Source organism: Dyadobacter sp. HNCC25DJ184, from assembly GCF_056895215.1.
Genome location: NZ_JBXHAQ010000022.1, coordinates 42,604 through 67,505, shown reverse-complemented (window position 1 = coordinate 67,505; position 24,902 = coordinate 42,604). Strand labels below are relative to the sequence as shown.

At 41.2% G+C, this 24,902-nt stretch carries 29 protein-coding genes; 21 read left to right on the top strand and 8 right to left on the bottom strand.

Annotated features, from left to right (window positions below):
• Window positions 1-117: 117 nt before the first annotated feature.
• From AC1XUD_RS24835 to AC1XUD_RS24805, 7 genes are all read right to left on the bottom strand, one after another.
• Complete coding sequence (locus AC1XUD_RS24835) at window positions 118-936, bottom strand: endonuclease/exonuclease/phosphatase family protein (protein WP_483363744.1); 819 nt, start codon at window positions 934-936, stop codon at window positions 118-120.
• Between the two features lie 45 nt (window positions 937-981).
• Complete coding sequence (locus AC1XUD_RS24830) at window positions 982-3,030, bottom strand: hypothetical protein (RefSeq protein ID WP_483363743.1); 2,049 nt, start codon at window positions 3,028-3,030, stop codon at window positions 982-984.
• On the bottom strand, window positions 3,021-4,235 hold the full coding sequence (locus AC1XUD_RS24825; protein WP_483363742.1) for a hypothetical protein: 1,215 nt from the start codon (window positions 4,233-4,235) through the stop codon (window positions 3,021-3,023). Before AC1XUD_RS24825 ends, AC1XUD_RS24830 begins: the two co-directional genes overlap by 10 nt.
• Window positions 4,232-5,425 carry a hypothetical protein gene (locus tag AC1XUD_RS24820; RefSeq protein WP_483363741.1) on the bottom strand — a complete coding sequence of 398 codons (1,194 nt, stop codon included), beginning with the start codon at window positions 5,423-5,425 and terminating at the stop codon, window positions 4,232-4,234. The genes AC1XUD_RS24825 and AC1XUD_RS24820 overlap by 4 nt, the downstream gene beginning before the upstream one ends.
• Before the next feature lie 28 nt (window positions 5,426-5,453).
• Window positions 5,454-10,115: a DUF3320 domain-containing protein gene (locus AC1XUD_RS24815; protein ID WP_483363740.1), complete on the bottom strand. Its 4,662-nt coding sequence runs from the start codon at window positions 10,113-10,115 to the stop codon at window positions 5,454-5,456.
• Between the two features lie 621 nt (window positions 10,116-10,736).
• On the bottom strand, window positions 10,737-11,963 hold the full coding sequence (locus tag AC1XUD_RS24810) for a site-specific integrase (RefSeq protein ID WP_483363739.1): 1,227 nt from the start codon (window positions 11,961-11,963) through the stop codon (window positions 10,737-10,739).
• A gap of 646 nt (window positions 11,964-12,609) precedes the next feature.
• Window positions 12,610-13,029 (bottom strand): helix-turn-helix domain-containing protein, encoded by a 420-nt coding sequence (locus AC1XUD_RS24805; protein WP_483363738.1) that lies wholly within the window; start codon window positions 13,027-13,029, stop codon window positions 12,610-12,612.
• Window positions 13,030-13,155: 126 nt separating this feature from the next.
• Between AC1XUD_RS24805 and AC1XUD_RS24800 the strand changes: the two genes are divergently transcribed.
• The 10 genes from AC1XUD_RS24800 to AC1XUD_RS24755 all read left to right on the top strand — a co-directional run bounded on the left by AC1XUD_RS24800 (window position 13,156) and on the right by AC1XUD_RS24755 (window position 18,815).
• Window positions 13,156-13,461 (top strand): hypothetical protein, encoded by a 306-nt coding sequence (locus tag AC1XUD_RS24800; protein ID WP_483363737.1) that lies wholly within the window; start codon window positions 13,156-13,158, stop codon window positions 13,459-13,461.
• Complete coding sequence (locus tag AC1XUD_RS24795) at window positions 13,412-13,897, top strand: helix-turn-helix transcriptional regulator (RefSeq protein ID WP_483363736.1); 486 nt, start codon at window positions 13,412-13,414, stop codon at window positions 13,895-13,897. Before AC1XUD_RS24800 ends, AC1XUD_RS24795 begins: the two co-directional genes overlap by 50 nt.
• Before the next feature lie 25 nt (window positions 13,898-13,922).
• Window positions 13,923-14,195 (top strand): hypothetical protein, encoded by a 273-nt coding sequence (locus AC1XUD_RS24790; RefSeq protein WP_483363735.1) that lies wholly within the window; start codon window positions 13,923-13,925, stop codon window positions 14,193-14,195.
• Window positions 14,196-14,388: 193 nt separating this feature from the next.
• Window positions 14,389-14,619 carry a hypothetical protein gene (locus AC1XUD_RS24785; protein ID WP_483363734.1) on the top strand — a complete coding sequence of 77 codons (231 nt, stop codon included), beginning with the start codon at window positions 14,389-14,391 and terminating at the stop codon, window positions 14,617-14,619.
• A 346-nt stretch (window positions 14,620-14,965) separates the two neighbouring features.
• Complete coding sequence (locus AC1XUD_RS24780; RefSeq protein ID WP_483363733.1) at window positions 14,966-15,835, top strand: CHC2 zinc finger domain-containing protein; 870 nt, start codon at window positions 14,966-14,968, stop codon at window positions 15,833-15,835.
• Between the two features lie 125 nt (window positions 15,836-15,960).
• Window positions 15,961-17,124: a VapE domain-containing protein gene (locus AC1XUD_RS24775; RefSeq protein ID WP_483363732.1), complete on the top strand. Its 1,164-nt coding sequence runs from the start codon at window positions 15,961-15,963 to the stop codon at window positions 17,122-17,124.
• Between the two features lie 233 nt (window positions 17,125-17,357).
• Entirely contained in the window at window positions 17,358-17,588 is a 231-nt protein-coding gene (locus AC1XUD_RS24770; RefSeq protein ID WP_483363731.1) for a hypothetical protein, read from the top strand.
• A gap of 29 nt (window positions 17,589-17,617) precedes the next feature.
• Window positions 17,618-17,854 (top strand): hypothetical protein, encoded by a 237-nt coding sequence (locus AC1XUD_RS24765; protein WP_483363730.1) that lies wholly within the window; start codon window positions 17,618-17,620, stop codon window positions 17,852-17,854.
• 10 nt (window positions 17,855-17,864) lie between these two features.
• Window positions 17,865-18,200, top strand: coding sequence for a single-stranded DNA-binding protein (locus AC1XUD_RS24760; RefSeq protein ID WP_483363729.1), 336 nt, complete (start codon window positions 17,865-17,867; stop codon window positions 18,198-18,200).
• Between the two features lie 99 nt (window positions 18,201-18,299).
• Window positions 18,300-18,815 carry a hypothetical protein gene (locus AC1XUD_RS24755; RefSeq protein ID WP_483363728.1) on the top strand — a complete coding sequence of 172 codons (516 nt, stop codon included), beginning with the start codon at window positions 18,300-18,302 and terminating at the stop codon, window positions 18,813-18,815.
• Window positions 18,816-19,457: 642 nt separating this feature from the next.
• Here the strand turns inward: AC1XUD_RS24755 and AC1XUD_RS24750 are convergent.
• Complete coding sequence (locus AC1XUD_RS24750) at window positions 19,458-19,715, bottom strand: hypothetical protein (protein WP_483363727.1); 258 nt, start codon at window positions 19,713-19,715, stop codon at window positions 19,458-19,460.
• Window positions 19,716-19,815: 100 nt separating this feature from the next.
• Between AC1XUD_RS24750 and AC1XUD_RS24745 the strand changes: the two genes are divergently transcribed.
• The 11 genes from AC1XUD_RS24745 to AC1XUD_RS24695 all read left to right on the top strand — a co-directional run bounded on the left by AC1XUD_RS24745 (window position 19,816) and on the right by AC1XUD_RS24695 (window position 24,901).
• On the top strand, window positions 19,816-20,304 hold the full coding sequence (locus AC1XUD_RS24745) for a hypothetical protein (protein ID WP_483363726.1): 489 nt from the start codon (window positions 19,816-19,818) through the stop codon (window positions 20,302-20,304).
• Window positions 20,301-20,882, top strand: coding sequence for a hypothetical protein (locus AC1XUD_RS24740; RefSeq protein WP_483363725.1), 582 nt, complete (start codon window positions 20,301-20,303; stop codon window positions 20,880-20,882). The genes AC1XUD_RS24745 and AC1XUD_RS24740 overlap by 4 nt, the downstream gene beginning before the upstream one ends.
• Complete coding sequence (locus AC1XUD_RS24735; protein ID WP_483363724.1) at window positions 20,879-21,484, top strand: hypothetical protein; 606 nt, start codon at window positions 20,879-20,881, stop codon at window positions 21,482-21,484. The genes AC1XUD_RS24740 and AC1XUD_RS24735 overlap by 4 nt, the downstream gene beginning before the upstream one ends.
• Window positions 21,481-21,939, top strand: coding sequence for a hypothetical protein (locus AC1XUD_RS24730; protein ID WP_483363723.1), 459 nt, complete (start codon window positions 21,481-21,483; stop codon window positions 21,937-21,939). Before AC1XUD_RS24735 ends, AC1XUD_RS24730 begins: the two co-directional genes overlap by 4 nt.
• Window positions 21,939-22,286 carry a hypothetical protein gene (locus AC1XUD_RS24725; protein ID WP_483363722.1) on the top strand — a complete coding sequence of 116 codons (348 nt, stop codon included), beginning with the start codon at window positions 21,939-21,941 and terminating at the stop codon, window positions 22,284-22,286. Before AC1XUD_RS24730 ends, AC1XUD_RS24725 begins: the two co-directional genes overlap by 1 nt.
• 41 nt (window positions 22,287-22,327) lie before the next feature.
• A complete protein-coding gene (locus tag AC1XUD_RS24720) occupies window positions 22,328-22,942 on the top strand; it encodes a hypothetical protein (RefSeq protein WP_483363721.1) in 615 nt (204 codons plus the stop codon).
• A gap of 95 nt (window positions 22,943-23,037) precedes the next feature.
• Window positions 23,038-23,217 carry a hypothetical protein gene (locus AC1XUD_RS24715; protein WP_483363720.1) on the top strand — a complete coding sequence of 60 codons (180 nt, stop codon included), beginning with the start codon at window positions 23,038-23,040 and terminating at the stop codon, window positions 23,215-23,217.
• A gap of 50 nt (window positions 23,218-23,267) precedes the next feature.
• Window positions 23,268-23,801 (top strand): hypothetical protein, encoded by a 534-nt coding sequence (locus AC1XUD_RS24710; protein ID WP_483363719.1) that lies wholly within the window; start codon window positions 23,268-23,270, stop codon window positions 23,799-23,801.
• A gap of 28 nt (window positions 23,802-23,829) precedes the next feature.
• A complete protein-coding gene (locus tag AC1XUD_RS24705) occupies window positions 23,830-24,096 on the top strand; it encodes a hypothetical protein (RefSeq protein ID WP_483363718.1) in 267 nt (88 codons plus the stop codon).
• A 27-nt stretch (window positions 24,097-24,123) separates the two neighbouring features.
• A complete protein-coding gene (locus AC1XUD_RS24700) occupies window positions 24,124-24,552 on the top strand; it encodes a hypothetical protein (RefSeq protein WP_483363717.1) in 429 nt (142 codons plus the stop codon).
• A 1-nt stretch (window position 24,553) separates the two neighbouring features.
• A complete protein-coding gene (locus AC1XUD_RS24695; RefSeq protein WP_483363716.1) occupies window positions 24,554-24,901 on the top strand; it encodes a hypothetical protein in 348 nt (115 codons plus the stop codon).
• Window position 24,902 lies beyond the last annotated feature (1 nt).

Below are 24,902 nucleotides of genomic sequence, written 5' to 3'. Positions count from 1 at the left end.
GTGGCCGTTAAAATTAGTTGGTTTTCAAGGTATTTAAAAAGATATATATCATTTCGGAACTCGCGAAGCGATTTATCCTGACAACGCAAGACGGAAATGCGATACCTGTCTTAACCCCTACTTGATATTCAGTGTAAAGTCAGCAAATATGGGAACGTGATCTGATAATTTTCTCGCGAGTTTCAAATCATCGAAAGCCCGATAAAAGTGAAGCAATCCACCATTCGTTTTACTTACGAGATTTAGATTGTAGAAGAAATTATCGAACTCAGAAGCAAGACAGTCGTTATTAATACACTTTTGTCGCAACGAAGTTTTCTGTCCCTGAAGCACCGGTCGATAACTCATCTTTTTAAGAGGATTAAAAACCGAATGCGACTGAGGCAAATTAAAATCCCCGCAAAATATAAGGTTATCATTGGGGTACTGCTCAGGCAAGAATTTAAAATATTTAACCTCAGTTTCTGGTTGCATCTTTTTGGTAATCGCATGAAAATTTACCAGGGTAAGCTCACTTCCTCCTATCTTGAATCTCCCATAGTATGGTTCCCTTTCAATGAGCAATCCGTATTTTTTCTCTAGCCAACATTTTCCAACCAATTTCGCCTTCGCCCGTTTCCAAATAAATGCATACTTTTCCACCTTGTGGCTTGAACTTCCTGAAGTGGCATCGCTGATCGCATAGTCGAAAGATGAACCGGTTCGGTTGAGCGCAGTTGCTAACCGAGCCACAGCCTGCGAGCCACCGCTTCCGGCAACTACTTCCTGAATGGCAATGATATCATAAGACTTTATTATAGCCGCTATGAAATCAATTTCCTGAGCATCCTTGGAAACACCAAAGTCCTTCAAATTCCATGAAACGATACTGACATGGTTCTGGGCCTGGGCGATTATGCATACGAGAATTAATTGGAAGGTGTAGAGAAACTTCAAATCGAACTGGTTTAACTAATAATATCAGATAGATAATTTTGAAAATTAAAACAGCCTGATTCCCAAACTGAACAACGTCGTCTGAAAACGCGCATTCACCTCCCGGTTCGCAGATGAACCGCTGTTCTTAGAGTCATGATAGTAAATACTCTGCAAGCCGATTCCTCCATGCAATTCAGTGAACATCATTACTTTGCCTAGTTTGAATTCAACTCCGAAGCCACCAATAAAAGTGGGAAGAAACTTCTTAAGCTCATTGCCGTCACCAATTGTCGTGTAAGTGGAATAGGGTTCATACTGATATAAAATCGGCAATAATCCCTCGAATCCGCCTTTTAGATATGGCCTCACGCGCCATTTTTTGAAAGGGTTCAGTTTAAAGGCCATTGATCCTACGATGCCATTGATCGTGAATTTTTCGAGATAGTAATCGAAATTATCCAGGGAATAATAGCTCGTGCTTTGATATCCCAGTCCCAGAATAAGGTCGACAGGGCTACGGGGATTTACATACGCAAATTGCACTCCGCCACCGTAAGTGAGACCATAATCCATTTTCTGGCTTACTGAATTGATTTCATACGACGGTTTATTGGCTCCTATCGAAGCTAATAGTGCCATATGGAATACTCCTTTCTCTTCCATTTCATCCAGTTCTTCAAGCCCTTTTTGAATTTCAAGGTCTCGCGCAACTTTGTCGCATACGTCTATCTCCGACAGTTTTTTATATTTTGCCCGAGCTTCCTTCAATTTTCCCTCAGCGGTGGCCGTGTTTGCTTCCGTCAATTTTTTCTTGAATTGATTGTTGATCGACTGCATTTGGTCCGCCTTTGTGCGCAGGTCGGCATGAGTTGCAATAAGCAATTTCTTTTCGTCACAATCTGCCTGTCTTTCAAGTTCATCCCATATCAGTCTGGCCTGTTTAGGATCACACTTCTCCAAAAGTTCTTTAGATTTATCGATCGCTTTGCGAAAGGTCTCCAGTCCCGAACAGCTATTGGCCCGGTGATCTTCGATTCCGACTTCACGGGCCAAGATGCTTTGATATTGTTCCGTTGCACGACCATCACCCTCGTTTTTTGCCTGCGCGAGAAAACCCTGGGTCGCGGATACCCGGTTGTTTTCTACACATTTTTTTAGACCTTCCTGAATCTCTGCCGGGAATGCCGATATGAAAGAAGTGAGACTCCTATAGCCACTATACACCGTGGAATCGTTCTTCCTATCACTTTTTAAAATTTGAATCTTTTGGTACACACTTTCGAATTGGTACCTCTTGTCCCGTACTTCCGGAGAACTTACAGTTTGACTGGCCGCTAGATTTTCCAGAACACGTTCGATTTCGCAATTTCTAACCGCCTCTGCAACTGCATTTTTCCCGTCAATTTCCTCAATTAGTGTGGCTAACCTCCTGTTGAGTGACGGCACTTTGACGATAGGGATATAACCCAGCTCGACCAACAGATCGCGCTCCTGGACCTTGCTAAATCCATTATTTTTTTGTGCACTATATTTTTTCTGCCATGCGATGAACTGTTGCGTTGCCACCAGACTCTTGTCAACCTGAATTTTGATATTGCCTGAAATTGAGCCAATCACTGATTTCGCTCTAGTGAAATCCCTAAGGGCATCTTCCGCTTCCCCTAACTCCAACTTTTGCTGTCCCTGATATATGAGTTCCGCAGCAAACACTTGTCGTTCAAGAGATTTGAGTCTGGATTCCTTTGACGCGGCCAATTTGTGAACGCATTCGTCAATACGTTTTTCGAAAATCGATAAACTGCCAATGCCGGCAATGGATCTATGCTTTTTGTAGACGTAAATAGCCTCAGGTAATTTTCCCGCCTTCTGCAATTGCTGACCTTGACTATATAATTCCTCCAATTGCTGAGTCTGAGGAATTCTGAAACCGAAATTCGAACGATAGGCTTTAAAAAGAACCATGGCATCTTCGAACCTTCCTTCATTCAGCTTTTTGTTTGCCTCTTCCCAAACCGTCCATAACTCAGCAGTTTTATCGATTTTTTTCTGTGCAAAAACGGCAACAGGAGAAATCGGCAATACGAACAATAATAGAAGTAAAGCTATTCGCATACCTTCGGAGTTGAATGGGCCAATTCAGCGGCATAGTTATAATACTCGTTGGCGATATGATAAAGCTGTGGAGTATTTGCTTCCTTAAATGCTTTGCATTTTTCATCGCCCATCGCAATATTTTTTGCAATCAAAGCAGCCGTGTCGGATGACACATGCACTTCTGCAAGCTTGACAACAGACGCTTTAACAGAAGACTCCTTTGTTAAAAGAGGCTGGCCAGACTCTGAACTCCCTTGAATAAACTCGTCGATAACCGTGTTGGTTTTGCTGCTCGCATCATTGTGACGCTGAAAGAAGGTTTTATAGTCCACTTTTGCACCCATTGCAGAAAGCCAGTTGTACCAGAGCGTCTTATTGTCCTGATATTCGCCAATGTTCCTTTCATGGATTTCTAACATTAATACCTCCATGCCATCCAGTCGTGTTGACGGATCAACCGGGATGGGATTAGATTTGTTAAAAATGGGCCCATTGGTTACTTCCAGATAACCATCGGTGATCAGTATCGCGATATTTCTATATCGATCAAATAGAGTTGATTTTTTAATGTTGGAGGCTGCCCTATTGTTAAAAAAATCGCGGAAGTCTGCACCCCTAACACCCGCATTTCCCAAGCGGTAAAGCTCTTGGATACGGGATTGAAACTGTGATTCTTCTTTTCTAAGGTAAACAATCGGCGAAGCTGCGCCCAGCGTCGACAAATCAACGATTAGTTGATTGGCCAGGCTTTTAAAATCGCCTTTTGCGGCTTCCTTATCCGAAATATCGACCGCCAGCCGATCATGCATCGTTTCAGGGTAACGATACCGGGAGGGTATGGTTTGTAGAAATGCCTTCCAAGTATGAAATATGATAGCTGTGTCGCTACGCGTTTGGTCAGGGAGGTGTAACCTATTGGACAAATCAGGAACGATGGTAATATTGAGATGTCGGCGAACAGGATACCACGTTTCCAGGTCACGTTGTTGGGCAAACGTAGGTTTGAGCGATTCGATTTTCTCCTCTATACTTTTCAGCCATTTTTCTTGATTTTGAATTTCACTCCACTTTGAATATAATCCTTTTACATGATCATAGGTAGAAGCAGACCTGAGTTCTTTTTGGGCAATAGTAAATTTAGAAGGCCTGATTATGATGTAAATAAATCCTGCAAAAAATAACAAGATCAATAATACAATTAACAGGGGTTTTCGATTCATCATAGCGTGTTGGAGTTTTCATTTAGTTTAGATGAGACCTGATCAAACCAGCGCTTGGCAGCTTGGTTAGCTTCCAATGCAGATCTTTCCGCCATTTCTTTTTGTGCGTGAAAAAGATAATTGATCGTAAAGCTCCAACCTCCGACATATTCCCCGACCATACCATTGAGTGCTGTCAGATCAATTACAATCCCTCCTGACCTCAGGATATTACATTTCCTTTCGATATCCTCTTTTTTCTGGTCGAGATTTTGGAGTTTATTTTTTAGAAGTGCAATTGTGTTACTAAACTCAGACCCCTCGTTGGTCATATTTAATATTTGCGTCTTTAACTTTTCAATTTCTGCTTGTTTTACCTGGTCGGGCTGAATAGTGTACCATTGATGGATTACATGGTTTAATAAATATCCCCAAATCACATACACCACAAAGCCAGCGGCAATTATGATATAGAAATTTATATCTTCATAAGCCATGCCGGCATGCCATTCCTCGCTTGTCTGACCCGTTGCAAATAGAATTCCATGCGCATTTTTGGCAATTTTATAGGCCATAAAGGTATCGAACGCCAAAGTAAACGCCAGTACTGCAACCAAGCCGATATAATTCTTTTTCTCCAGGAAAGTATGGACCACATAACCCATTGCGAGAAAAACGATTGGAAACAAAATAATGAATATCAACGCCCCATTGCCATCCACGGCAGCGTCTTCAAAAACCGTCGGCGCTAAAAAGCCCCCTATCAGCTTGGATGGAACACCGAAAAAGGCGGAGTATCCAGTCGAAGCATAAAACATGAACAAATAGAGTGTCAATAAGACAATAAGCAATGTTGCAATAATAAATGGAAGTGTGTTCGTCTGCACCTGCCCTGAACGTACTTTTTGCAAATCCAACTTTTTATCTTCGATGTCATCGTCTTTCAATTGCTTTTGCACAATCACCTTTTCGAGCTCGCCTTCGGATTTCCCTTTATCAAGTGTGATAGATTGGACTTCCAGCTCATATTGTGTAATTCGTTCCTTTGTGAAGTTCTTTTCTCTTTTTTGAAACTCCGCATAGGCACTGTCCAGACCGGGACTAAGCGCAAAGACGGCAGCTTTCGCATTCAATGCCGCGGCCTTACCTATTTCGAAATAATATTTGCCAGACGTATTGTCATTCGCACGGTGATTGGTCTCAAAATCTGTCATCTTGTGAATTTTACTGAATAGGTAATGGTTACGATTTAATGGTGATCATTTCACCTTCTTTTTGAACAAGTCCTTGTTTGATGCTGAGATCAATAACGGATAATATCTGCTTTTTCATTTCCTCGGTTACCCTGGAGAAACCGAACATTTTGGCAACAAAAGGGACTGCTGCTTCGGGTTGTATCGCCAATGAGTCTCCCACTGTTTTATAAATGGCCTGTTGAATTTCTTCCGGTGATATAAAGTGTAACCGTTTCGACGTACCAGGCATGCCACTGCGCTCTCGAATCATGGGCGTCTCCATTTCAGGAAGCCACAAGAAATTCTCTTTCATTTTAATCTTTCCTGTCCATTGTGCGTGGCCAGCTGCCTCCACTATAGACTGTCGAATCCGGGAACCGACTTTCGAAACACCTGCTGCGTCAGCCAGCCGTCGTGCCATTTCGTCAAAATGTATCGGGCTTTCTATTTTTACTACTTCGTGAATCCATTCTGCTAACTTTCCCATTGCATGCATATGCAGCTCCTGGGTTGAGACCTCGATTGGTAGTGTCGCCATCTGGTAGGAAGAAGCGAGTACCTTTTCTGTTATTTCCTCTCTTAAAACAGTGGGGATATCTTGCAAAATGTCTTGTTCCATGGCGTCATCGAGGGAAATCTGCTGACGAGCTTTTTCAATAGACTCGACTAATCGCTTCAGTTCTCGTTCCTGGTTCCGGTACCAATCTGTACTCCAGACACGATACATGTTCCAGCCCATCCCTTCCAATACTTCTCTGCGAAGACGGTCGCGGTCTCTGGCCGATTTTGCATTGACATAATTATGTCCATCACACTCAACCCCTAAAAGATAACGCCCTGGGTTTTCATCATCGACTACGGCAAGATCGATATTGTATCCCTCAGAACCTACATGTCTACGGACCGTATAACCTGAATTGGTTAAGCAGGCTTCAACATGGTCTTCAAATGGATTGGAAATTGGAACTTTCAGGCCGGAAGTTTCATTGAATTTTCCGTTTTGAGCAAAATAAAGAAAACTCTTCAACGCCCTTATTCCAAACTTTTTGCCCGGAGAAGTGTCGATATCGTCGGCTATCAAATTTGTAAATACTTCACAACGAAGCTTTGCACGTGTGATCAAAACATTCAGCCTTTTTTCTCCGCCCTCATTATTGAGAGGGCCGAAGCTTTGGGGCACCGAGCCGTTTGCAACACGACCGTAGCCAACACTAATGAATATGACATCTCTTTCGTCACCCTGGACATTTTCGAGATTTTTGACAAAAAAGGGCTCGTTGGAATGATTAGAAAAAAATGCTTCGACCTCTGGATTTTTTCTTCGTCTGACTTCCAGGGCATATTGTATTGCCTGCATTTGTTTGGAGCTAAAGGCAACCACACCCAGGGTTTGCTTTGGATGTTTTAACGCATGCTCTATAACGGCATTGGCTACATGTTCTGCCTCTTTTGGATTGCTGCTACTGCTCCCTTTTTCATAAACTGTGTCCGGCAGATAATGATATCGAAGCCCCATCCTTGTTTTAGAACCCGGGCTAGGAAAAATGACAAGTCGATTCTCGTAAAACTCCTTATTGGAAAGACTAATTAATGACTCATGACGACTTCGATAATGCCAGCGAAGCATCCTTTCCGACGCTCCTTGCCCCGTACACATTCCCAGAATGCTTTCCATGTCGGCAGTAACATTTTCTTCGTCATCGATATCACTATTTACTTTATCAAAAAAGCTTGTAGGTGGAAGTTGCTTAGTATCGCCTACCACAACCAATTGTCGACCACGCAGTAGAGCTCCTAGTGCCTCCACCGGTCGTACCTGACTCGCCTCGTCAAAAATAACCAGATCAAATTCGATTGAACCCGGAGGTAAAAAATTCGCAATGGACATGGGACTCATCATGATTACAGGCTTAATGGCCTGAATGGCAAGCCCAGCTTCTTGTACCAATTTCCGAATCGGCTTATGTCTCGACTTTTTGTTGAACTCCGCCTTCAGGATATTTACTTGTCCGCCAGCCTCTTGTCGTGGTACTCCCTCCCAATGCCTCAACGCAGCAACGGCACGGTCATATTGAAATTTCAATTGATCCGCTTTTTTGAAGTTGCTTACTACCTCCTCATGGCTTGCCCTTTCAAATCTTTGCAATGCCATACTTGAGGAAAAAGACACCTCGAGTAGTTTTTCATACCATGCTTTTTGCAAAGTCAATTTCAAGTATACCGGCGCGTCAGGCCAGTTTGCTGCAATTTCAGTCAGAAATAAAAAACCATCCTGTACGACTTTTTCTTCAAGTGTGTTCCAGGCAATTACTTGATGAATTTCCGGAAGTCTGCACTTCCATTGATTGAGTAATTCGAGCTGATTTTCAAATGACTGTTTCGTCGATGGCCAATTGGCTCCCGTCTTATTGCTATCGTACTGCAATAAATTGAGTACATTTTGCGACCATTCCTGAAAATTGTTTTTGTTAACCAAAAGCCTCGCCGCTGAGTTTTTTGCTATTTCACTTGCATCAGCTAGGGACAAAAAAGCCAAAATCTCTCTTGGTAGTTCATTTGACTGAATTCGTTCGTGAACAGTCTTCAGATAGGCAGCACATTTACTAAGTGTCGACCAATCGGACCGCTCTCCAAGCCATCTTTCCCCAAAAAGCTTTTTACCTATTGGTTCCAACTCCTCGATCGACTGTTTTAATCTTTTGGCTTCGAGTATTGCGTCGACATAGCTGATCCTTACCTGTAAGTCGGCCGGCAACTTTGCAATACAGACTGACGCAAGCCTCTTATTGCTTGACTTATATGAACCTATGAGAAAATTATACCATTTGGAGCCATTAGATATCAAATCCTGTCGGATATCCAAAACATCTTGATCCCAGGCTTCGGGAAGAAATATACTGCGATATTCATCCCGTATTTTTGCCAATCGGTCTCCACTTTCAAGCAATTCAATCAGGTCTTGTCTGTTCCGAATCCAGCTTTCGTCTTCAATTTTGATTGCATATACATTAGGACTTTCAGAAACAATATTGGCAAATTGACATAGCAAGTCCACTGCAGCATGATTTCTAGGTAACGATAATCCAAATACCGAAGAAATGCCAATAGTGGCTGAATTCAATTCGGTCAGTGCATTAAAACTATCGTTAAGGAGCATTTGAATTTCCTCCTGTTTATTTGCCAGCAGTAATTTTAAATTACTACCCCAGAACAGCAGATTGAACGGGAGTCCTATATCTAGCAACCGTGCCTGAATTCGATCGGCAGTTGCCTCTGCCTGAGCCATTCTTTCACGACTCCAGTAATATATATCATCAACATGAAGCCTTGGAAGGGTGATTCCCTCCGACAATTCATCGATTTGCAATAAATGTCCAATAACCTGTTGCGCCGATAGCCCACTAGACCCGATCAGGGTGTTGACATCGTCACAATAAGCAGTTAGCTCGTTCCTATGCTCCTTCAAAAGGGACACTTCTTTTTCCAAATGAGTTAACATCGGTTTGCCCAGATCGAGAATTCTTTTCAGTTCCTCATGGAGTTCCTTTTTATTTGCCTTGTGACTATGAAGTTCAAGGCATGCCTCTCCCAACCCTATCCGATCCAACCGCCGTTTAACCACTTCTAATGCCGCCATTTTTTCCGCGACAAACAGTATCTTCTTGCCCTGTCCAACAGCGTTTCCGATGATATTCGTGATAGTTTGAGATTTACCAGTTCCAGGCGGCCCCTGAATAACCATATGCTTTCCTTCCTGGACAGCCAGCATAGCCAAAACTTGAGAGCTGTCCGCATCGACAACGTGGAGTAAATCGTCGGCATTTGTATCCTTGTCGAGATGATCGTCTTCCGTAAATGTCGGCAACGTATCACGAAAGCCATTTTCAAAAAGCGCCTGAAGAATGGGATGATCGGATGGCTTTTTGTGATCCGGCCAGTTGGAACTGTCCAAATCATTATATATCATAAATTTCCCGAAGGAAAAAAAACCCAGTTCGATTGCATCTTTTTCTATCGACCACAACGGCAGATGAGCCACTTTTCCCGCAATCTGATCAAAGTAGTTTTCAAGATTCAACTCGTCATTTTCTGGCAGATTGGGAGTTGTTATGTTAAAATCTGTCAACATTTTCGCTTGCAATGACAGATTGCCTCCTATCTCGCTTCCTGTATATCTCACCCGAAAACGCTCATTCGCACTTGACCTTTCCAGAGAGACCGGAATCAGTATCAATGGAGCCAATCGATGATTCTTCTCGTCGTTTGAGTCAAACCATTTTAGCATTCCCAAGGAAATATACAATATATTGACCCCTTGCTCTTCAATACTCGTGCGAGCAAAATAGTAAGTATTTAGAATTCTCGTTTGGAGTTTCTTCTCAGTCTCATTCGTTTGCAACCGGGTATCGTTATAGGCATCAAACAGCTCTTCCTCTGAAAGTTCGGGTAATTCAGGAACATCTGCGTCATCATCCTTTCCAGGCCTGGACAAAAAGGACATTGGTTTAGACTGTCTTACAAGCAGGTCGTAAATTGAACTGGATTTTTCCTGAACGATATGAAGTCCCCGGGCTTGGGGAACCTTGTAGTTAATGAGGGAATTACGCATTCCCAAATCGAGAAGTTCTTTTCTGGAAGCTTCCAGCTTTGGAAATAAAGTTTCAATCATACCACAAAAAACACTAACAAAAAAATTAATCCCACATGTGCTACAAATAGAACTAGTTGTAACAAGTTGCAAAACTAGATATTTGAAAGGTTACATACCATGATTTCTTTGAATATTTAAATCTTTTTTATTTAACGGTAGAAATTTTGGAAAAAGGAACATTCCTTCCCGTCATAGCTCAAAGCTTAGGGTCAACAACCTCATCAATCTAAAAACTATACTAGATTTCGAATCAATTAGTGGGGATTACGGCGTAGTGATAACTTCGAATCGAAAAAACCAGATTCCCTACCTTTCACCAGAATTAAAATCCTACCAGAAATACAATTTCGATTCTTTTCCTTTCTTGGATTAAAAAATATGGCCAAAGCACCAAAGCTCTGAATATCAGCACAATAATATATAGGCCCCAGGTCCTATTTGACTGCACAGCAACTTGGCTTTTCCTTCAATACAAAGGTATGCCAATGATCTTCACTGTCAAGGGTAGATGAACGTCTCATCCTTCGTCGCCCTTGACAGTTTCGCTCATCGGCATGATAAAGTATTCAAAGAAAAGGCCGTCTCGGGTTAATTGTAAGAGTGCCTTCACTTTTAATACTCGAAACGACCTACCTGATGCTATCGATCCTTACTTAAAATATCCTTTAACCGGGCCATATCATCACTTATCTTTCTGTCCACAATCTTGGCATATTGCTGGGTTGTCTTAATGTTCCGATGCCCCAACATCTTTGAAACACTCTCGATAGGCACACCATTCGTCAAAGTAACGGTAGTTGCAAACGTATGCCGAGCTAAGTGAAAGGTAATATTCTTTGAAATGCCGCACAAATCTGCAATCTCTTTCAAATAAGAGTTCATTTTCTGGTTAGATAGTACGGGTAACACTCTATTTTCGTTCTCGCATTGTGGATGATCTTCATACTTCTGCATTATTTCTAATGCTGCTGGCAAAAGCGGAATCCTGGAGGGCGTGTCCGTTTTTTGCCGTTTGGTGGTAATCCATTTACCGCCGTCAATGCCCTCAATAATTTCGGTCCGCTTCAACTTATATACATCGGCATAAGCAAGACCTGTGTAGCAGCAGAATAGAAAAATATCCTTGACCAGTGTGAGTCGTCCGTCGCCCATATCTTTGTCCCATACTCTTTTCATCTCGCCCTCAGTCAACGCTTGTCGATCGACTTCTCGTCTCGAAAATTTGAAAGCGTAGAATGGGTCACGTTGTAACCAACCCCTTTTTACACACGAGAGCACAATCTTTTTGAAGTTAGCTAAATACTTCATCGCAGTATTATGGCTGATCTTTTTGATTGCCTTAAACCAGAACTCAAATTGTGAGATAAAATCGTAATCCAACTTCTTGATTTCAAAGTCATCCGACTGATATTTCCATTTAATGAAATCGCGGGTATGTTTGAGGGAGGTTTCATACCGCTCTAATGTGCCAGGCGCAAAATCAGCACCGACTAAGGCGGCGATTTGATCGTTATGTTCGCGAAAAATTGTCAAGATGGTTCTCCCTTTTTCGACTCTACCCAAAAGAATATTTTTGATCGCATCCGAAGTCACCTCCTTATCGGCTTCTAGCAATGCTCTCTTGGCTTGGTAGATTTTGGAGGTAAGTGTGTCCAGGTAGGCATTCAGGGTTTTGCTGTCTTCCTTACCCCCTGTGGCCCTACCCGCGCTAACACTCCATTTTGATGGGTGCCAAATACGTTTGGTAGAGATGTCCTTTGGAATGCCATTGACGGTGACCCGGCAGTAGACATAGCGCATTCCATCTGCTAATTCTGGATTGGGTCTTTTCAAAAAGAAAATCAACCCGAAGCTTGTTTCTAACATAGTACATAATGTTTAAGATGAACAAAAATCGAATTGTTATCATTGAAAGTAAAGATGTTCATGAGGTAAACATCTTTTTATCAGCCAGTTAAGTACGTAATCATGGAAGTTTTTTTGAGATTTCTGACTTCCACGATTCGCTACATTTTTGTTGGGAATTTTTGAATATTTTGGTGTAGCTCAAAAAAGCAAAAACCCCATTTAAAGCGTTTAAATGGGGTTTTTGAATGTTTTGACATCATGTCCAGCAGAGAGAGAGGGATTAACGTGCAGATATAGAAAAACATGCTCACAATCAATTAAATAAGGTTTTTACAAAAAGTGACAGGGCTAAAAACCGTTTTTTTTAGCCCCGAAAGTGACAAATACAGTGACAAAATCAGGCTTTCCTTTTCAACATTTTGACCATATCGCGCAGTAGTTTATTTTCTCTTTTTATCATTTCTAGCTCGATTGATTTCGAGTCATGTCTATAATCGATATCACTTGCTCCAACCGAATTTGCATTGCCGATTTGTACTACGTTATTAATATTTAAGGGTGGGTTTTGCTTGTCTATGTCCTTTGATTTTTGGCAACACGGGCTGTGGTTATTAGCTACCAAATTCATCATCAGGCATAACGTAAAATTCTTACACATAATAGATTAGGGGTATTTTTTAGATTTGTACAATTCAATCATGTCCTCAAGAAGCTTGATTTGTTTCTTAAGGTGCTGGTTCTCATTTTCTGTGACGTTGAGCTTATTTTCCATTGCAATAATTTTACTATCCGTGTCTAATCGTTCAGACACTTTATAGCTGATCTTTCCATTTCCGACCATGTTGGCGTTTCCTTCCTGTGATATGTTAATGGCATCGCTTTTAAGAAAATACTCCATACCTACGCCAAACTGATCGCATATCTTTTTTAACACCGACGTGCTAACGTCCCTCTTATTCAATATGTCGGTGAAGTTCTGCCTCGAGTAACTCAAAAGTTTCGCTCCATCTGTAATAGTTACACCTCTACTCTCGATTAACTCCTTAATTCTCAGTCCGAAATCGATGTCTGTAATATTTTCCATTGCATTATTAAAAAAATATTGTCTTGTTTTACTTGACACGTAAGGTTTTTATTTACTATCATTGTACCGTCAATATGCGACGCATTATAGGCAAAAGAAAACATTAATTATTAAACGGTAAGAAAAATGATCAATGAACAGCATTACACTGACTTTTGGAGCCTTTGGAGTAAGTATTTACCTGTTGGCTTTGACAAGAAAAAGGCTAAGGAACAACTTAGCTTATTCTACGGCATCACAGAAAGGAATGTCGAGAAAAAACTAAAAGACAATAAAATACTTACTAGAGACGTCAATTTTATGTACAAAAACCTTGCAATAACATTTGATAGGGAAAAAGGATTTTCCTTCGATCAGCGACAATACGAACTCATTCGCCAAAATGAAGAAATGGAATGCGCTTCAATGTTTGGCCTCTCAAAATCCTGCTGATATGGGAGAGTCTACCAAAGAGAAAATCCCGCTACTGTCAGAACTCATTGAAAGAGCTTCCGAGACACTTTTAAGAGCATCATTGATTGTTGCAGATTTCCGGGTACTAAAAGAGAAATTTCGGTCAATTGAATTCTTAGCAAAACAAGATGATCTTGAACTATTGCGAAGCTACATTTTAAATGAAAATTTAAGCCACGACCCCAAATCAACGACCACAGCACCCAAGCCGGATATCACCCTCAAAAAAACCCTCGAAGCGTACAGAAACGGCAAAAACCTGACACAAGACGACGTTGCGAAGTCACTTCAAGTTTCCCGCACTCAATATGCCTACTGGGAAAAGAGAGAGGCGAAGCTAACCATAGAACAGGCCGTTTTCATAGCCAAGGCAATCGGGATGCCAGTGCAAGACATTTTCAAACCATTTTTTTAATAATCCACCAAAAACAACTCAAATCATGACTGTTCAAGAACTAATAGCGAAGCGTGACGAAATGACAAAGTCAATAAATAAACTTATTGACGCAACCGAAAAAAGAGACGAGCTAATGGGAGCCAAATCTATTGTCCTGTCTATGTCAGTCGACGGTAGCTACAACAAATTAATCGATAATAAGCCCGTCTGCGAAGCTTTCAAAAAATCATATCTGGAAGCATTGGAAAAGGAAATAAAGGAATTAGAAACGGGTTTCGCCTCGCAACTATCCCAAACATTGTACCCATTAACCTAATTCGCTATGTGTACGCTACTTGAAGAAAAAAGAACACTGGTTGGCAAGGTTAATCAGTTGGAAAAGGAAAAAGCGGAGTTAAAAGACCAGATAAAACAAATAGTGCGCCTCGTTTCCGACTTAACTAATGATGGTTATTTGGAAACTAGCTACCCCCTCGAAGTAATTCAAAAAATTGTTAATCCGATCCCAAATGATATACAAAAAGGAAGTCCAACCAACGGGAACGATTGTGTTTTCTGCGATTGACCCGGACTACGAACACGAACTGCAAGTAGTTCAGACTTCCAAAGGGCTACCCTACCAGATCGGATTTTCCCCCAAACCAAAGGCAGATTCACGTCAGGAAATCGACATTAAGGAATTCGCCACAGCATACAACAATGCTATTGATACATATTCTTACTTTTTAAAAATCGACTAATGCACCAGATAACAATAATAACAGGAAAACAAGGTGTTGGTAAAAGCACACGTTGCCGTGAAATTACACGCGGAAAAGAAACCGTATTTTTTAATAGCATAAACTCAGAAAGAGATTTAGGGGCTATAAAAAAAACGACGGAATTTCTAGTGTTAGAAGAATTCGATTTGAAAAGGCAATTGAGCTTGCTAAAGTTCCTAATAAGGTCTCCTCAATTAACATTGAGACACCCGTACAGTACATCATGGGTTACTTTTCCAATGCCCAAAATCATAATTGTTACATCAAGCAAAATTGATTCAGAAACGAGTAAACTACTTTCTAACGCTAAAATTATTAACGTACAATGATAACCTACGACCAACGCCAAAACATAAAACGAGTGCCTATTACCTCATATCTTGCTCAAAAAGGGATATTGCCTGTTCTGGAATCAGGTGGTGAGTATTGCTACTTCTCACCGTTCAGGGACGAAAGAACGCCGTCATTTTTCGTCAATCCTGCTAAAAACTGGTTTCATGATTTTTCAGACGGAAACGGCGGAGACAATATAAAGCTTGTCGGAAAACTTGAAAACACGGATTTCATAGGTGCAATATCGATTTTACAATCAGTTGACCAATCATTTGAAATCGAACTTCAAACTAACTTTCCCGCTTCGCCTCAATATCAGTCTTTCATCAAGAAGGTTGTACCGCTTACTTCCACTGCTCTAAAAAAATACATATATCAGGAGCGAGGTATATTCATGGCCGTTGCCAATAAAAACTTATCAGAAGTTCATTACAGAACGTCCAAAGGCGATTTTTTTAGTGCAGGATTTAAAAACGATTCTGGCGGCTGGGAACTCCGAAATCCAAAGTTCAAAGGCTGTATTGGAAAGAAAGATATTAGCATCCGGGGAAATCTCACGGCATCGCATATATACATTTTCGAGGGGTTTATGGATTACCTTTCCTTCTTATGTTTATATAGGTCGCGACGGAACGTATCAGAGGACAAATACATAATTCTTAATTCATTGTCGATGTTAAACAAGCTTCCTGATCTTTCTGATGCAAAAAGTATTGACCTGTTTCTTGACAACGACGACGCGGGAAAAGAAGCGGCCATCAAACTAACGGAAAGGTACGACCAAGCGATTGACAACTTCGGAACCGCCGAAAACGAATTTAAAGATTTAAATGACCTGCTAATTTTCTCGCAACAGTTATGACAAAACGGCAAAGGATAGAAGAAGCCTTGGCCGATAAGTACGAGTTCAGATGCAATGTCTTGACAGGAACAATTGAATTTCGCTTCAAAAATCAGGCTAAGTATCAAAATCATACTGATTATCACATGAATACGATAATCAGAGAAATTGACAGGGAGCGCGGCGAAAGTGTTAGTCCGAACATGTATCAGAGTATTGTAATGTCTGACTTTTCCGAAAGGTATCATCCAATACGATTCTATTTCGAAAAATTCCTTTCCGAGCTTGACAGGTCAACAGATACGGAAAATATCAAAAAATTGGCGCAAACCGTGACGGTTCCCAATCCAGAAGCGTGGGAACTTTCCTTGAAGCGTTGGTTAATTGCCAGTGTTGCCAATGGGTTGAACGATAAGGATTGCCAGAATCACACTTGCATAGTTTTAACGGGCGGAATGGGATTATTCAAAACCACTTGGTTAATGAACCTTTGTCCGCCAATGCTTTCCCCTGACATGGCATTTACGGGAAAGCTGGACTTGAACCTTGCCAATAAGGACACATTCACGCGGCTAGGAACCAAGTTTATAATTAACCTGGACGATCAGTTACGCAACCTTATGAAAAAGGATAGCGAGACTATGAAAACAATTATTACGCATCCTGAAATCAGTATCCGCCGACCTTATGCCAAGTTTGACGAAACAATTCCGCGTATTGCAAATTTCCTTGCTTCGTTAAATGGTGATGAATTCTTGGCAGAAAATGAAAATCGCCGATTCCTTCCGTTCCGAGTTTCGGCAATTGATATCAACCAAGCTCTAAGGATTGACATGAACTCAGTATGGAACGAAGCTTACTCAATCTATTTGAAGGGCTTGGAGCTTCAAAAATTGGGCAAGAATGGCGACGAAGAGGCAATAGGAGTTTTTGAAAAGGAATACCGCTATTGGTGGACAAAAGCGGAACTGGAAGAAGCTTTCCCGGACATGCAAAGTTTCGCTTATGCGTCCGATGAATTGGAAATGATCACGTCCTACTTTGATATTCCAGAAACCAAAGAACGGGCAAACGTTACAATGACTGCTACCGATGTAGCGTCTTTTCTCAAAGCTAAAACGGGTGGATTACTTCCAAGTACAAAGAAAATCGGCGAAGCTTTAAAAACCCTCAAGGCCATTCAATTCAGTGTTAGGCACAACGGTACTCCGGTCAAAAAGTACGCACTGATTGATAAAAGTTCGACGCCGGAACCGCTTGAAAAACAACCAGAATCGCCTTATTCCAAGCCCAAAAAAGTACCTTTTTAACCTAATAATATGGGACTTAACAGAGTTTTCAGGGTTGTTTTTCAACCAAAAGACCGATCCGAATTTGGGGGCAAAAGAAGGTTTCTTATCAGCTCTAACTCCCTACCTGTCTACATAGGCGAAGAGAACGCAAATAAAGCCGTTGAGAGGGCTTTAAAATCTACGGGTGATAAATACCGCGTGAAACTCCGAAAACACGGCACAATCGATTTTTACTTTAAATAACTATCCAAATGGACTACTTAATCGCAGCATGCATTGTACTTGTCCTGATCGTCATTTTGCTTATATGGAGAATTAGAATATTGGAGATATACCTAAACCTATCCAATTACGAGCGGGATCTTTTCAGAAAAGAGTTGTATTCCTTGAAATTGCATTTCGCCAAAGTGACGGGCACCGAATGGATTAAAAAGGTTCACGGCGGTGAAATTACCTACACAAAAGGAAAACGAGTTGTCTAATTTAAACCAATCAATTTAAATCAATATCAATGAAAACAACAAAAATGGTAATTAACAAGGTTCATGCCAGAAAAACTGAACTACAAGACCTTGTAAAAAAGGCTTCGGTATTCGCTCCCGATTTAGACTTTTTCAGTTCCCAGATATCAAAAGGAACTACCTACATTCTTGACATTATTATGTTTGGAGATTTGGAGGTAATCGGTCAAGTCCTGTCAATAATGCGTGAAGAATCAGAAGAGTTCAGCTATTTACAATCTAACTAATCATATCAAAATGCAAAAACTATCATTAATCGGAAACATTGGTAACGAGCCTACAATCAAAAAACCAAAAAATGGCGGGGAGGAATTTTTATCATTCACAGTTGCATGTAACCAAGTCTATAAGAACCCGGAAGGTGTGAAGGTCGAAAAAACAACTTGGTATGACTGCATATTCAAAAGAACGAAGCTTGCGGCACATATTAAGAAAGGGCATCAGATACATGTTGAGGGTACGCCGTCATTCTCAATATATAAGGATAAGGACGGCAACAGCCAAATTTCTGTAACTGTTTCAGTATCAGAAATCAACCTTTTGAACAATAAGAAAGAAGAAACCGCAAAGTAAATTATCCACTTTAGGTTACAATAAAATTTCAATCTTTCTCCATTTTTACAAGCCCGCCGATTTCGGTGGGCTTTAATCATAACCCCAAACATCTATCTTATGAAATGGTACTTTTTTATTTTCTCTCCTTTAATAGCTCTCCCGTCGTTTTCCCAAGATGTGATACATACACACAATGGCAAAGATATTACAGGGAAGATTTCTGCTATTTCTGAAACATTGATCACATACACATATACTGGTGAAACTTTCGTCAACTCTATCTCAAAAAACGCCGTCGAGTCGATACGCTTCGAATCTGGACGAACTGAACACGTATCCGCCAAAGTTGACATTTCTGGAAAAGAAGGGTACAAAAATGTCATTATAACCAACAATCCGGCAGATGTGGTTGGTTTGGTTAGAAAGGGGGAAGTAAAGGGGAAAGCTGGTGGCTATTGGGGTGCACCTAGATCGCGAAATGGCCAAGACAGAAAGGCAACAGAAAGGATTCAACAAGAAGCATCTAAACTTGGAGCGCATATTGTTTTAGTATTAGTTAATGAAAATTCACGATATTCTCCATATCAGGGAATGGCAGAAAGTTTCAAATCCGGGAATGCCTACGGTTATTGAGAGAATAATCCCTCGATTATCACTCTAAAATCACTCAATTAAGGCTCAATCTTCTTAAAAACCAAACGCGATTTTGCCGCATGAATGCGTCAGAATCGCGTTTTTTCATACATTATTGAGACCTAAATCATAGGTATCCTTTATAAATCGGGCATTCCTTGCCTGTTCCCTCCCACAATTCCCGGGTATCCGCCCGATTCTTCGACGCTAAACCGGGGGAATTTCCAATTTTTCGAGGAATCCCCTCACCTTTGGCCCGTTCTTACTACACTTTTTGGCGAACATACTACATAACCTACTACTAGAAAAATACAATTCTTGTAAGTAGTAGTTTTTGCGGGCTAAGAAAAAAGGAACTGATTTTCAGCACTTTGGCCTTTTTTATATTTTCTTTATATAATTAAGTTACTACATAATAATATATAATAATAAATAGCCTTACGGCTCTGGAAACGAACAAAAAGTGTAGTAAGATAGAATTTTGATACCTACTACATCTTACTACCAACGTTACTACACGGTGCAATTATTTGCAGAAATGAACGAGTGTAGTAAGATCACTTTCAAAACATCATAAAAAAATCCGATCATATTGACCGGATCACGTTTTCCTTTTTCCTTAGCCCGCAAAAATCCTCTTCCCTATCCCCCCAATTCTTCCCTTTGAAGCGGCAAACCAACTATTGCAATCAATTCCCTGAACTGCTTTGGCGTAAACTTTTGCTTACCTGCTTTCCATCCTAATACTTCTTGTCCCGCGTCTCCGATGAAGCGTTCAAACTGTTTATGATCTTGAATATTCCACAGTTTCATTATATCTGCTTTGGAGTAAAAATGAGTTAAAAACCTTGGCTTTTTGGGTTCGGAAATGTTCGCAAATAGTGAAGTTTGTTCGCTCATAATGTGATAGTTACGTTTAATTCTGTATACAATTTACGAATATTTCAACTCACAACAAAGCATTGCACCTTTGTATTAACCAACACGGAAATAAAAAGAAATGTCCTATGTAAACGTAAAAACAGCGGTGGTATTAAATCCTGATTATTTCAGGAATGCGGCACTTGCATACAACGCAAACCAGACCGACAGAAAACAATGGTTGCAAAGGCAGATAATACTACTTGAATCAGCAATCTACAAATACAAAGTTGCGATTCAGGACTTAATGAATCAGGGGGCAACACTCGATGGAAAAAGCGACGCGGCACAATGGATGCAAAGTATCGGCTCCGTAGCAGTTGTTATTCCGAACATTTGGGTTCAAGCGGCAGGCGCGATTGTATCAATTGCCGGGGCGATAGTTGGTGCGTCGGAGCGAAAAAAGGATAGCAAGGCGTTGGCGCAACTTGGAAAACAAGCCGCATTAATTCAGCTTGAAGCAAGCCAGATTAAGACCTATTATGACAATTACAACTCTGAATTACAGAAAATAAAATTATTACCAATCGCCCTGTTTGGAACGGCAGCATATCTATTTAGAAAATGAGCGAGTACACAAGTTCACGCGGAGACGGTAAAGGCCGTAGCGAAACTCCCGGAGGCACATATACACCGCCTGATACAAGTGTATCGCGACCAACAGGAGGATATTCCAATAATGGAAACACGGCAAAAAAGGGGCAATTCGTATATGTTAAAGCAGGTTATCGAATCAATTTTTACAACCAGTCGATTGGAGATGAAAAGGTGGGCAAGGCAGGAGGAAAAGGGGGACAATCCGAAGACCCAAACCGGACAGGACCCGACTATGTAGGCGTTACCACAGGAAAACTAGAAAACGGGAGAGTGCAAGTTGATTGGGTAAATCGATGGTTTCAGAGTGGCGGAATTTTTAATTGGAAAGGAGAGTATAAAACAGAAAACAAAACCAGTTGGGTCAATTTGGATTCGGTTGATATCGTAGACAAATACACCGACTCGTCAAATCCAACAACCGACGATTACATTCCTGATACGGACGGCGGCGGGGGTGGTACCAGTAGCGGAATCGACGCTACTACATTAGGGCTTGCGGCAGTTGGCGCGGCTTTGATTTTCGGAAAGAAGAAACGGAAAAGGAGATGAAATACACCAAGTATAAAGGCGAACCGATTATCAAATTTAACCCTGACTCATTGCTTTTGTCTGGTTATGTTTCCGTTAATCCGAAAACCGATACCAACGAATTCGCAAGCCCCCTACTACTGAAAAACGGGAAGCCATTGCCAAAGGCGGGAACCATGTTTACAGTGGGAGCTGAAAGGGTTTTTTACTATACGGATAAGGAGCTTTCCAGCGTGTACAAAAACCCGGCAAGACCGGATTATGATTTAAGCGTTGCAACAGTTGAGGGATTTGAAGTAGGCTTGTTTACGGGCAATTTCTTTGCAAAAGATGGCAAGCTATTTTCCGTTGAAGTCAACCACATTTCACCATTAAATGATAGCGGGGAATTTTTCAAATATACCTCACAGATTAATTGGGTTGCGGTTGACCTTGATTACGTGTCTGAGACGCAAGGGGAATTACCAAAAGGCTACATTATCAATTCATCAGGTCTGATATCCTATGATTTTGATTCAATGCCTAAAACCGACTTAACCAAGGAAACGGACGAAACCCCGAAAAAGAAAAATAACTATTGGTGGATTATCGGTTTGATAATTCTATTTCTATCAAGAAAATGAAAAACAAAAACGTATTCATCCTGATAATTATAGGTTTTGTACTCTGGATAATTCAGAAAAAGCGGGCATTCGATTCTCTGGAATTGCGCCCGGCATTTCCAAAGAATTTCAGATTGCAGGGAACAACCCTTGTTTTCGACCTTCCTTTTAATGCTTTCAACGGTTCATCCGGGACGCTAAACATCGGTGGGGTTGATTTAAAGGTGTATGCTGAAAACCAATATATAGGCCGGGCGTTCTCTTCATTACAACAGCGTATAACGCCATACGGTCAAAGCATTTTGACCACGCAGGTAATAATATACCTGGGCGATTTGGCATCAGCAATGCCGGGCTTTTTGAATGGAATTCAAGATCAGGCCGTCAATATGCATTTCAGGGGAAATATCAATGTAGAGGGCATCTATGCCAATGTTGACGTTCCACTTAGTTTCAACTTACCAAAATTCAGATAATGGAAGTCACTGATTACATATACAATGCTGACGGAACCGTCACAATTGTATACGCAGATGGGAGTTCAAAAACCTATCAGCAAACGGGCGGATATGGCGGCACTAATCCCACATCAACCACGCCCCCCGGAACGTACGGCGGAACCACAACATCAAGCGGTGTAAAATGGTGGGAAAAATTGTTTGGCATAGTTCCGGCATTAGCTCAATCCATTTTCGGAGGAAATCAAAGCACCAACCAGACAAGCTATACGCCGACCACATCAGGCGGAAACAGCAACAATAACCTGATGCTAATTGTCATTGCCGTTGTAGTTGTGCTATTCTTCTTAATGAACAAAAAATAAAACCTAATAAACTAGTATTCAATCAAATAACAATTTAAAAAATGGAAGACGTAAGAATTATTGCCAACGTCGGTATTAAGAAAGGCTATAGCGGCGACGGGATTATCTGGATAGGTAAAACCGCTGGCGGAACCTACCTTGCCACCGTTCAACATAAGGTTGGAGAAGTTACCACTTGGAGATACTATCGCCGCTCAATGATCGAGGCCGGGTATCAGTCTGGCGACGTACTATTGTCAAATGACGTTAATATCGCCTTGTTGACGGATACCGTAGAACCAGCATTCGTAACACCGGGTTCTGATCCTTTCTTGGTTATCCCATCTGTAACCAACGGCGCGGATTTGCCACGTTTGTATGAACTGCAACCAGCCTACACTTTAAAGGGCGACGGCGTAACGGCAACGGAAATCGACAAGATCAAAGCGGCGGGCGGAACTTCTGGACTGAAAACGGACGGTACAGGCGACACATCAGGCACGACTGATAACACAACAAGCAAGGGCTTACTTGACGGATTTTTCCCGAAAGATTTCGGATTGCTTTTTTCTAACCCGATTCAATTCCTGCAAGACAACGCATTGTTTGTAGGGGCGGTTGCGGGGCTCATCTACTACATGCGCAGAAAGAAGAAAAAACCACTCTGGATTTTCTAACATAAACAGCCAATCGGCGGAGGGAACCCAAGGTAATTATCCTTAATGGGTTCCCTAAAATCAAAAATTTAAAACCTGTATTCTTTATTAAGACAATGGCAAAACTTAAAAAATATCCGAAACAGCCAAAGGCAAAGGCATCATTGGCTACATGGGAAAATTACCGCACCAAATGCCAAGCAGTGGACAAGCACAATAACGGAATCAAGACGGACGCGGCCAAAAAAGCGAGCGTTATCAAATCGGTTTTGGTGCTGAAAAACAAGCGTAAATAACAATCATAATACCCGCCCGCACAGGCGGGTATTATTCCCCTATCCTACATATGAGCACTTCACAAATTGCCCTTGATCAAGTTGCAGAACGCAAGCTCCCCTTTTGGAAACTATACCGTGGAAGTGACAGGATTGCACAATGCGATCTTGACGAAAATCCCGAACAAAACCCGGATGAAGCGCTTAAACAACTTGAAACAGAAATTGAATCCAGACGGATTACGCCCGGCAACTACATGGTTAACACTTACCGGAAATCAAGCGGGGAAAAAGGAGGGTTCAAATATTACTTCACAATCCACGCAAACGAAGCTCCAATGACACATGTACGAGGCGCAATGCAGCAACCGGATGATCTCTATAACCGTGTTGCACGAGACATAAAAATTGAAATGATGTTGGAACGCATCGAAACTAAGATAGATGCAATCGGCAAATATATTACCACGCAGGCCACATCTGACAAGGAAGATGACAACGAGGGTTTCAAAATGATCATGCAAATATTTGGTCAGGCGATGAAAGCTAAAACCGCCGCGGCTACCCCTGCCATTGCATCAAATGGTTTCTCTTCATTGAAATAAATCACCAACCCATAAAAGCGAATATCAAATGGCTAATGACGCACAAACAACTCTCGTAAATTTTGCAGTTGCATTCGAACAAATATTAGGTACTGAAAAAACAAAAGTACTTATTGAAAGCCTGACAGAATTTGCAAACAATTGCCCCGAAACAGTTCAGGAACTTGATGAATTGGTCATGGAAAATCCGCAAATGTTTTCAGGACTTCTGACGCCAAAAGGTGTAAAAGAAATAAAGGAATACATTGAAATGGCGCAAAACTTCATCCCGTCAATGGGTATGTTCGGAAAATAAAATAATCAATACTAAATACAATTTAAAATGCAGTTCGCGACAATACTCGAAATAATATCGCTTATAATTCCTCTTGTTCTTGCAACAAGCAAGACGATAATTAAGGGAAATAAAAAATATATAGTCGCCGTTGTCGCGTACTTCATTTTAAAGAAAATGGCAGTAGAAGCCGCCAAACAAAAGGCACTTTCCGAAATACAAAGTGGCGGCGCATACTTGAACGCGGGCGCTTTGGCAACACTATACAAACAGGCAATGAATCCAAGCGGGTATGAATTCCTTATGGATAACGACGGAACCGACGAAGAACTAATATTTGAGCTTGCAAGCAAAACGGGAAATTTCAAAGAGGTATTCAATACATACCGTACCCAATACAACAGGAATTTAACAACTGACTTGCAAAATGAATTATCCTCTGACGAATACAGAAGATTTCTCGCAATACTGAACTGATATGAAAAAAAAGGATGACAACACCCTACTTTACGTAGGCGGCGGGCTTGCACTCATTTTATTGATGTCAGCAAGTAAATCAGGCAAAAATGTATCTGTAACAGCCGATTTTTTACTTGGCTCATATCAGGATTTGATATCTGTTAAAACGCCATTGAATTACAACGGCTTGCCACTCCATATTTATCTGGCGCGCAACACCCCGGATTACAACCAGATAAAAGAAGACTATCTGCAATCCACAAACCGGAACCTTACCTACGATATAATTGAAAGGCTAACCCCTACTCAATTATCTGAATTCGTGGCGGAACTCTGGAAAAACAATGAACAAGTTTTAGCGGCTTAAC

Bases quoted from the DNA above. Each gene is read 5' to 3' on its own strand.
- AC1XUD_RS24830 (WP_483363743.1), bottom strand. From the start codon at position 3,030: ATGCGAATAGCTTTACTTCTATTATTGTTCGTATTGCCGATTTCTCCT.
- AC1XUD_RS24825 (WP_483363742.1), bottom strand. From the start codon at position 4,235: ATGATGAATCGAAAACCCCTGTTAATTGTATTATTGATCTTGTTATTT.
- AC1XUD_RS24820 (WP_483363741.1), bottom strand. From the start codon at position 5,425: ATGACAGATTTTGAGACCAATCACCGTGCGAATGACAATACGTCTGGC.
- AC1XUD_RS24815 (WP_483363740.1), bottom strand. From the start codon at position 10,115: ATGATTGAAACTTTATTTCCAAAGCTGGAAGCTTCCAGAAAAGAACTT.
- AC1XUD_RS24810 (WP_483363739.1), bottom strand. From the start codon at position 11,963: ATGTTAGAAACAAGCTTCGGGTTGATTTTCTTTTTGAAAAGACCCAAT.
- AC1XUD_RS24805 (WP_483363738.1), bottom strand. From the start codon at position 13,029: ATGGAAAATATTACAGACATCGATTTCGGACTGAGAATTAAGGAGTTA.
- AC1XUD_RS24800 (WP_483363737.1), top strand. From the start codon at position 13,156: ATGATCAATGAACAGCATTACACTGACTTTTGGAGCCTTTGGAGTAAG.
- AC1XUD_RS24795 (WP_483363736.1), top strand. From the start codon at position 13,412: ATGAAGAAATGGAATGCGCTTCAATGTTTGGCCTCTCAAAATCCTGCT.
- AC1XUD_RS24790 (WP_483363735.1), top strand. From the start codon at position 13,923: ATGACTGTTCAAGAACTAATAGCGAAGCGTGACGAAATGACAAAGTCA.
- AC1XUD_RS24785 (WP_483363734.1), top strand. From the start codon at position 14,389: ATGATATACAAAAAGGAAGTCCAACCAACGGGAACGATTGTGTTTTCT.
- AC1XUD_RS24780 (WP_483363733.1), top strand. From the start codon at position 14,966: ATGATAACCTACGACCAACGCCAAAACATAAAACGAGTGCCTATTACC.
- AC1XUD_RS24775 (WP_483363732.1), top strand. From the start codon at position 15,961: ATGAATACGATAATCAGAGAAATTGACAGGGAGCGCGGCGAAAGTGTT.
- AC1XUD_RS24770 (WP_483363731.1), top strand. From the start codon at position 17,358: ATGGACTACTTAATCGCAGCATGCATTGTACTTGTCCTGATCGTCATT.
- AC1XUD_RS24765 (WP_483363730.1), top strand. From the start codon at position 17,618: ATGAAAACAACAAAAATGGTAATTAACAAGGTTCATGCCAGAAAAACT.
- AC1XUD_RS24760 (WP_483363729.1), top strand. From the start codon at position 17,865: ATGCAAAAACTATCATTAATCGGAAACATTGGTAACGAGCCTACAATC.
- AC1XUD_RS24755 (WP_483363728.1), top strand. From the start codon at position 18,300: ATGAAATGGTACTTTTTTATTTTCTCTCCTTTAATAGCTCTCCCGTCG.
- AC1XUD_RS24750 (WP_483363727.1), bottom strand. From the start codon at position 19,715: ATGAGCGAACAAACTTCACTATTTGCGAACATTTCCGAACCCAAAAAG.
- AC1XUD_RS24745 (WP_483363726.1), top strand. From the start codon at position 19,816: ATGTCCTATGTAAACGTAAAAACAGCGGTGGTATTAAATCCTGATTAT.
- AC1XUD_RS24740 (WP_483363725.1), top strand. From the start codon at position 20,301: ATGAGCGAGTACACAAGTTCACGCGGAGACGGTAAAGGCCGTAGCGAA.
- AC1XUD_RS24735 (WP_483363724.1), top strand. From the start codon at position 20,879: ATGAAATACACCAAGTATAAAGGCGAACCGATTATCAAATTTAACCCT.
- AC1XUD_RS24730 (WP_483363723.1), top strand. From the start codon at position 21,481: ATGAAAAACAAAAACGTATTCATCCTGATAATTATAGGTTTTGTACTC.
- AC1XUD_RS24725 (WP_483363722.1), top strand. From the start codon at position 21,939: ATGGAAGTCACTGATTACATATACAATGCTGACGGAACCGTCACAATT.
- AC1XUD_RS24720 (WP_483363721.1), top strand. From the start codon at position 22,328: ATGGAAGACGTAAGAATTATTGCCAACGTCGGTATTAAGAAAGGCTAT.
- AC1XUD_RS24715 (WP_483363720.1), top strand. From the start codon at position 23,038: ATGGCAAAACTTAAAAAATATCCGAAACAGCCAAAGGCAAAGGCATCA.
- AC1XUD_RS24710 (WP_483363719.1), top strand. From the start codon at position 23,268: ATGAGCACTTCACAAATTGCCCTTGATCAAGTTGCAGAACGCAAGCTC.
- AC1XUD_RS24705 (WP_483363718.1), top strand. From the start codon at position 23,830: ATGGCTAATGACGCACAAACAACTCTCGTAAATTTTGCAGTTGCATTC.
- AC1XUD_RS24700 (WP_483363717.1), top strand. From the start codon at position 24,124: ATGCAGTTCGCGACAATACTCGAAATAATATCGCTTATAATTCCTCTT.
- AC1XUD_RS24695 (WP_483363716.1), top strand. From the start codon at position 24,554: ATGAAAAAAAAGGATGACAACACCCTACTTTACGTAGGCGGCGGGCTT.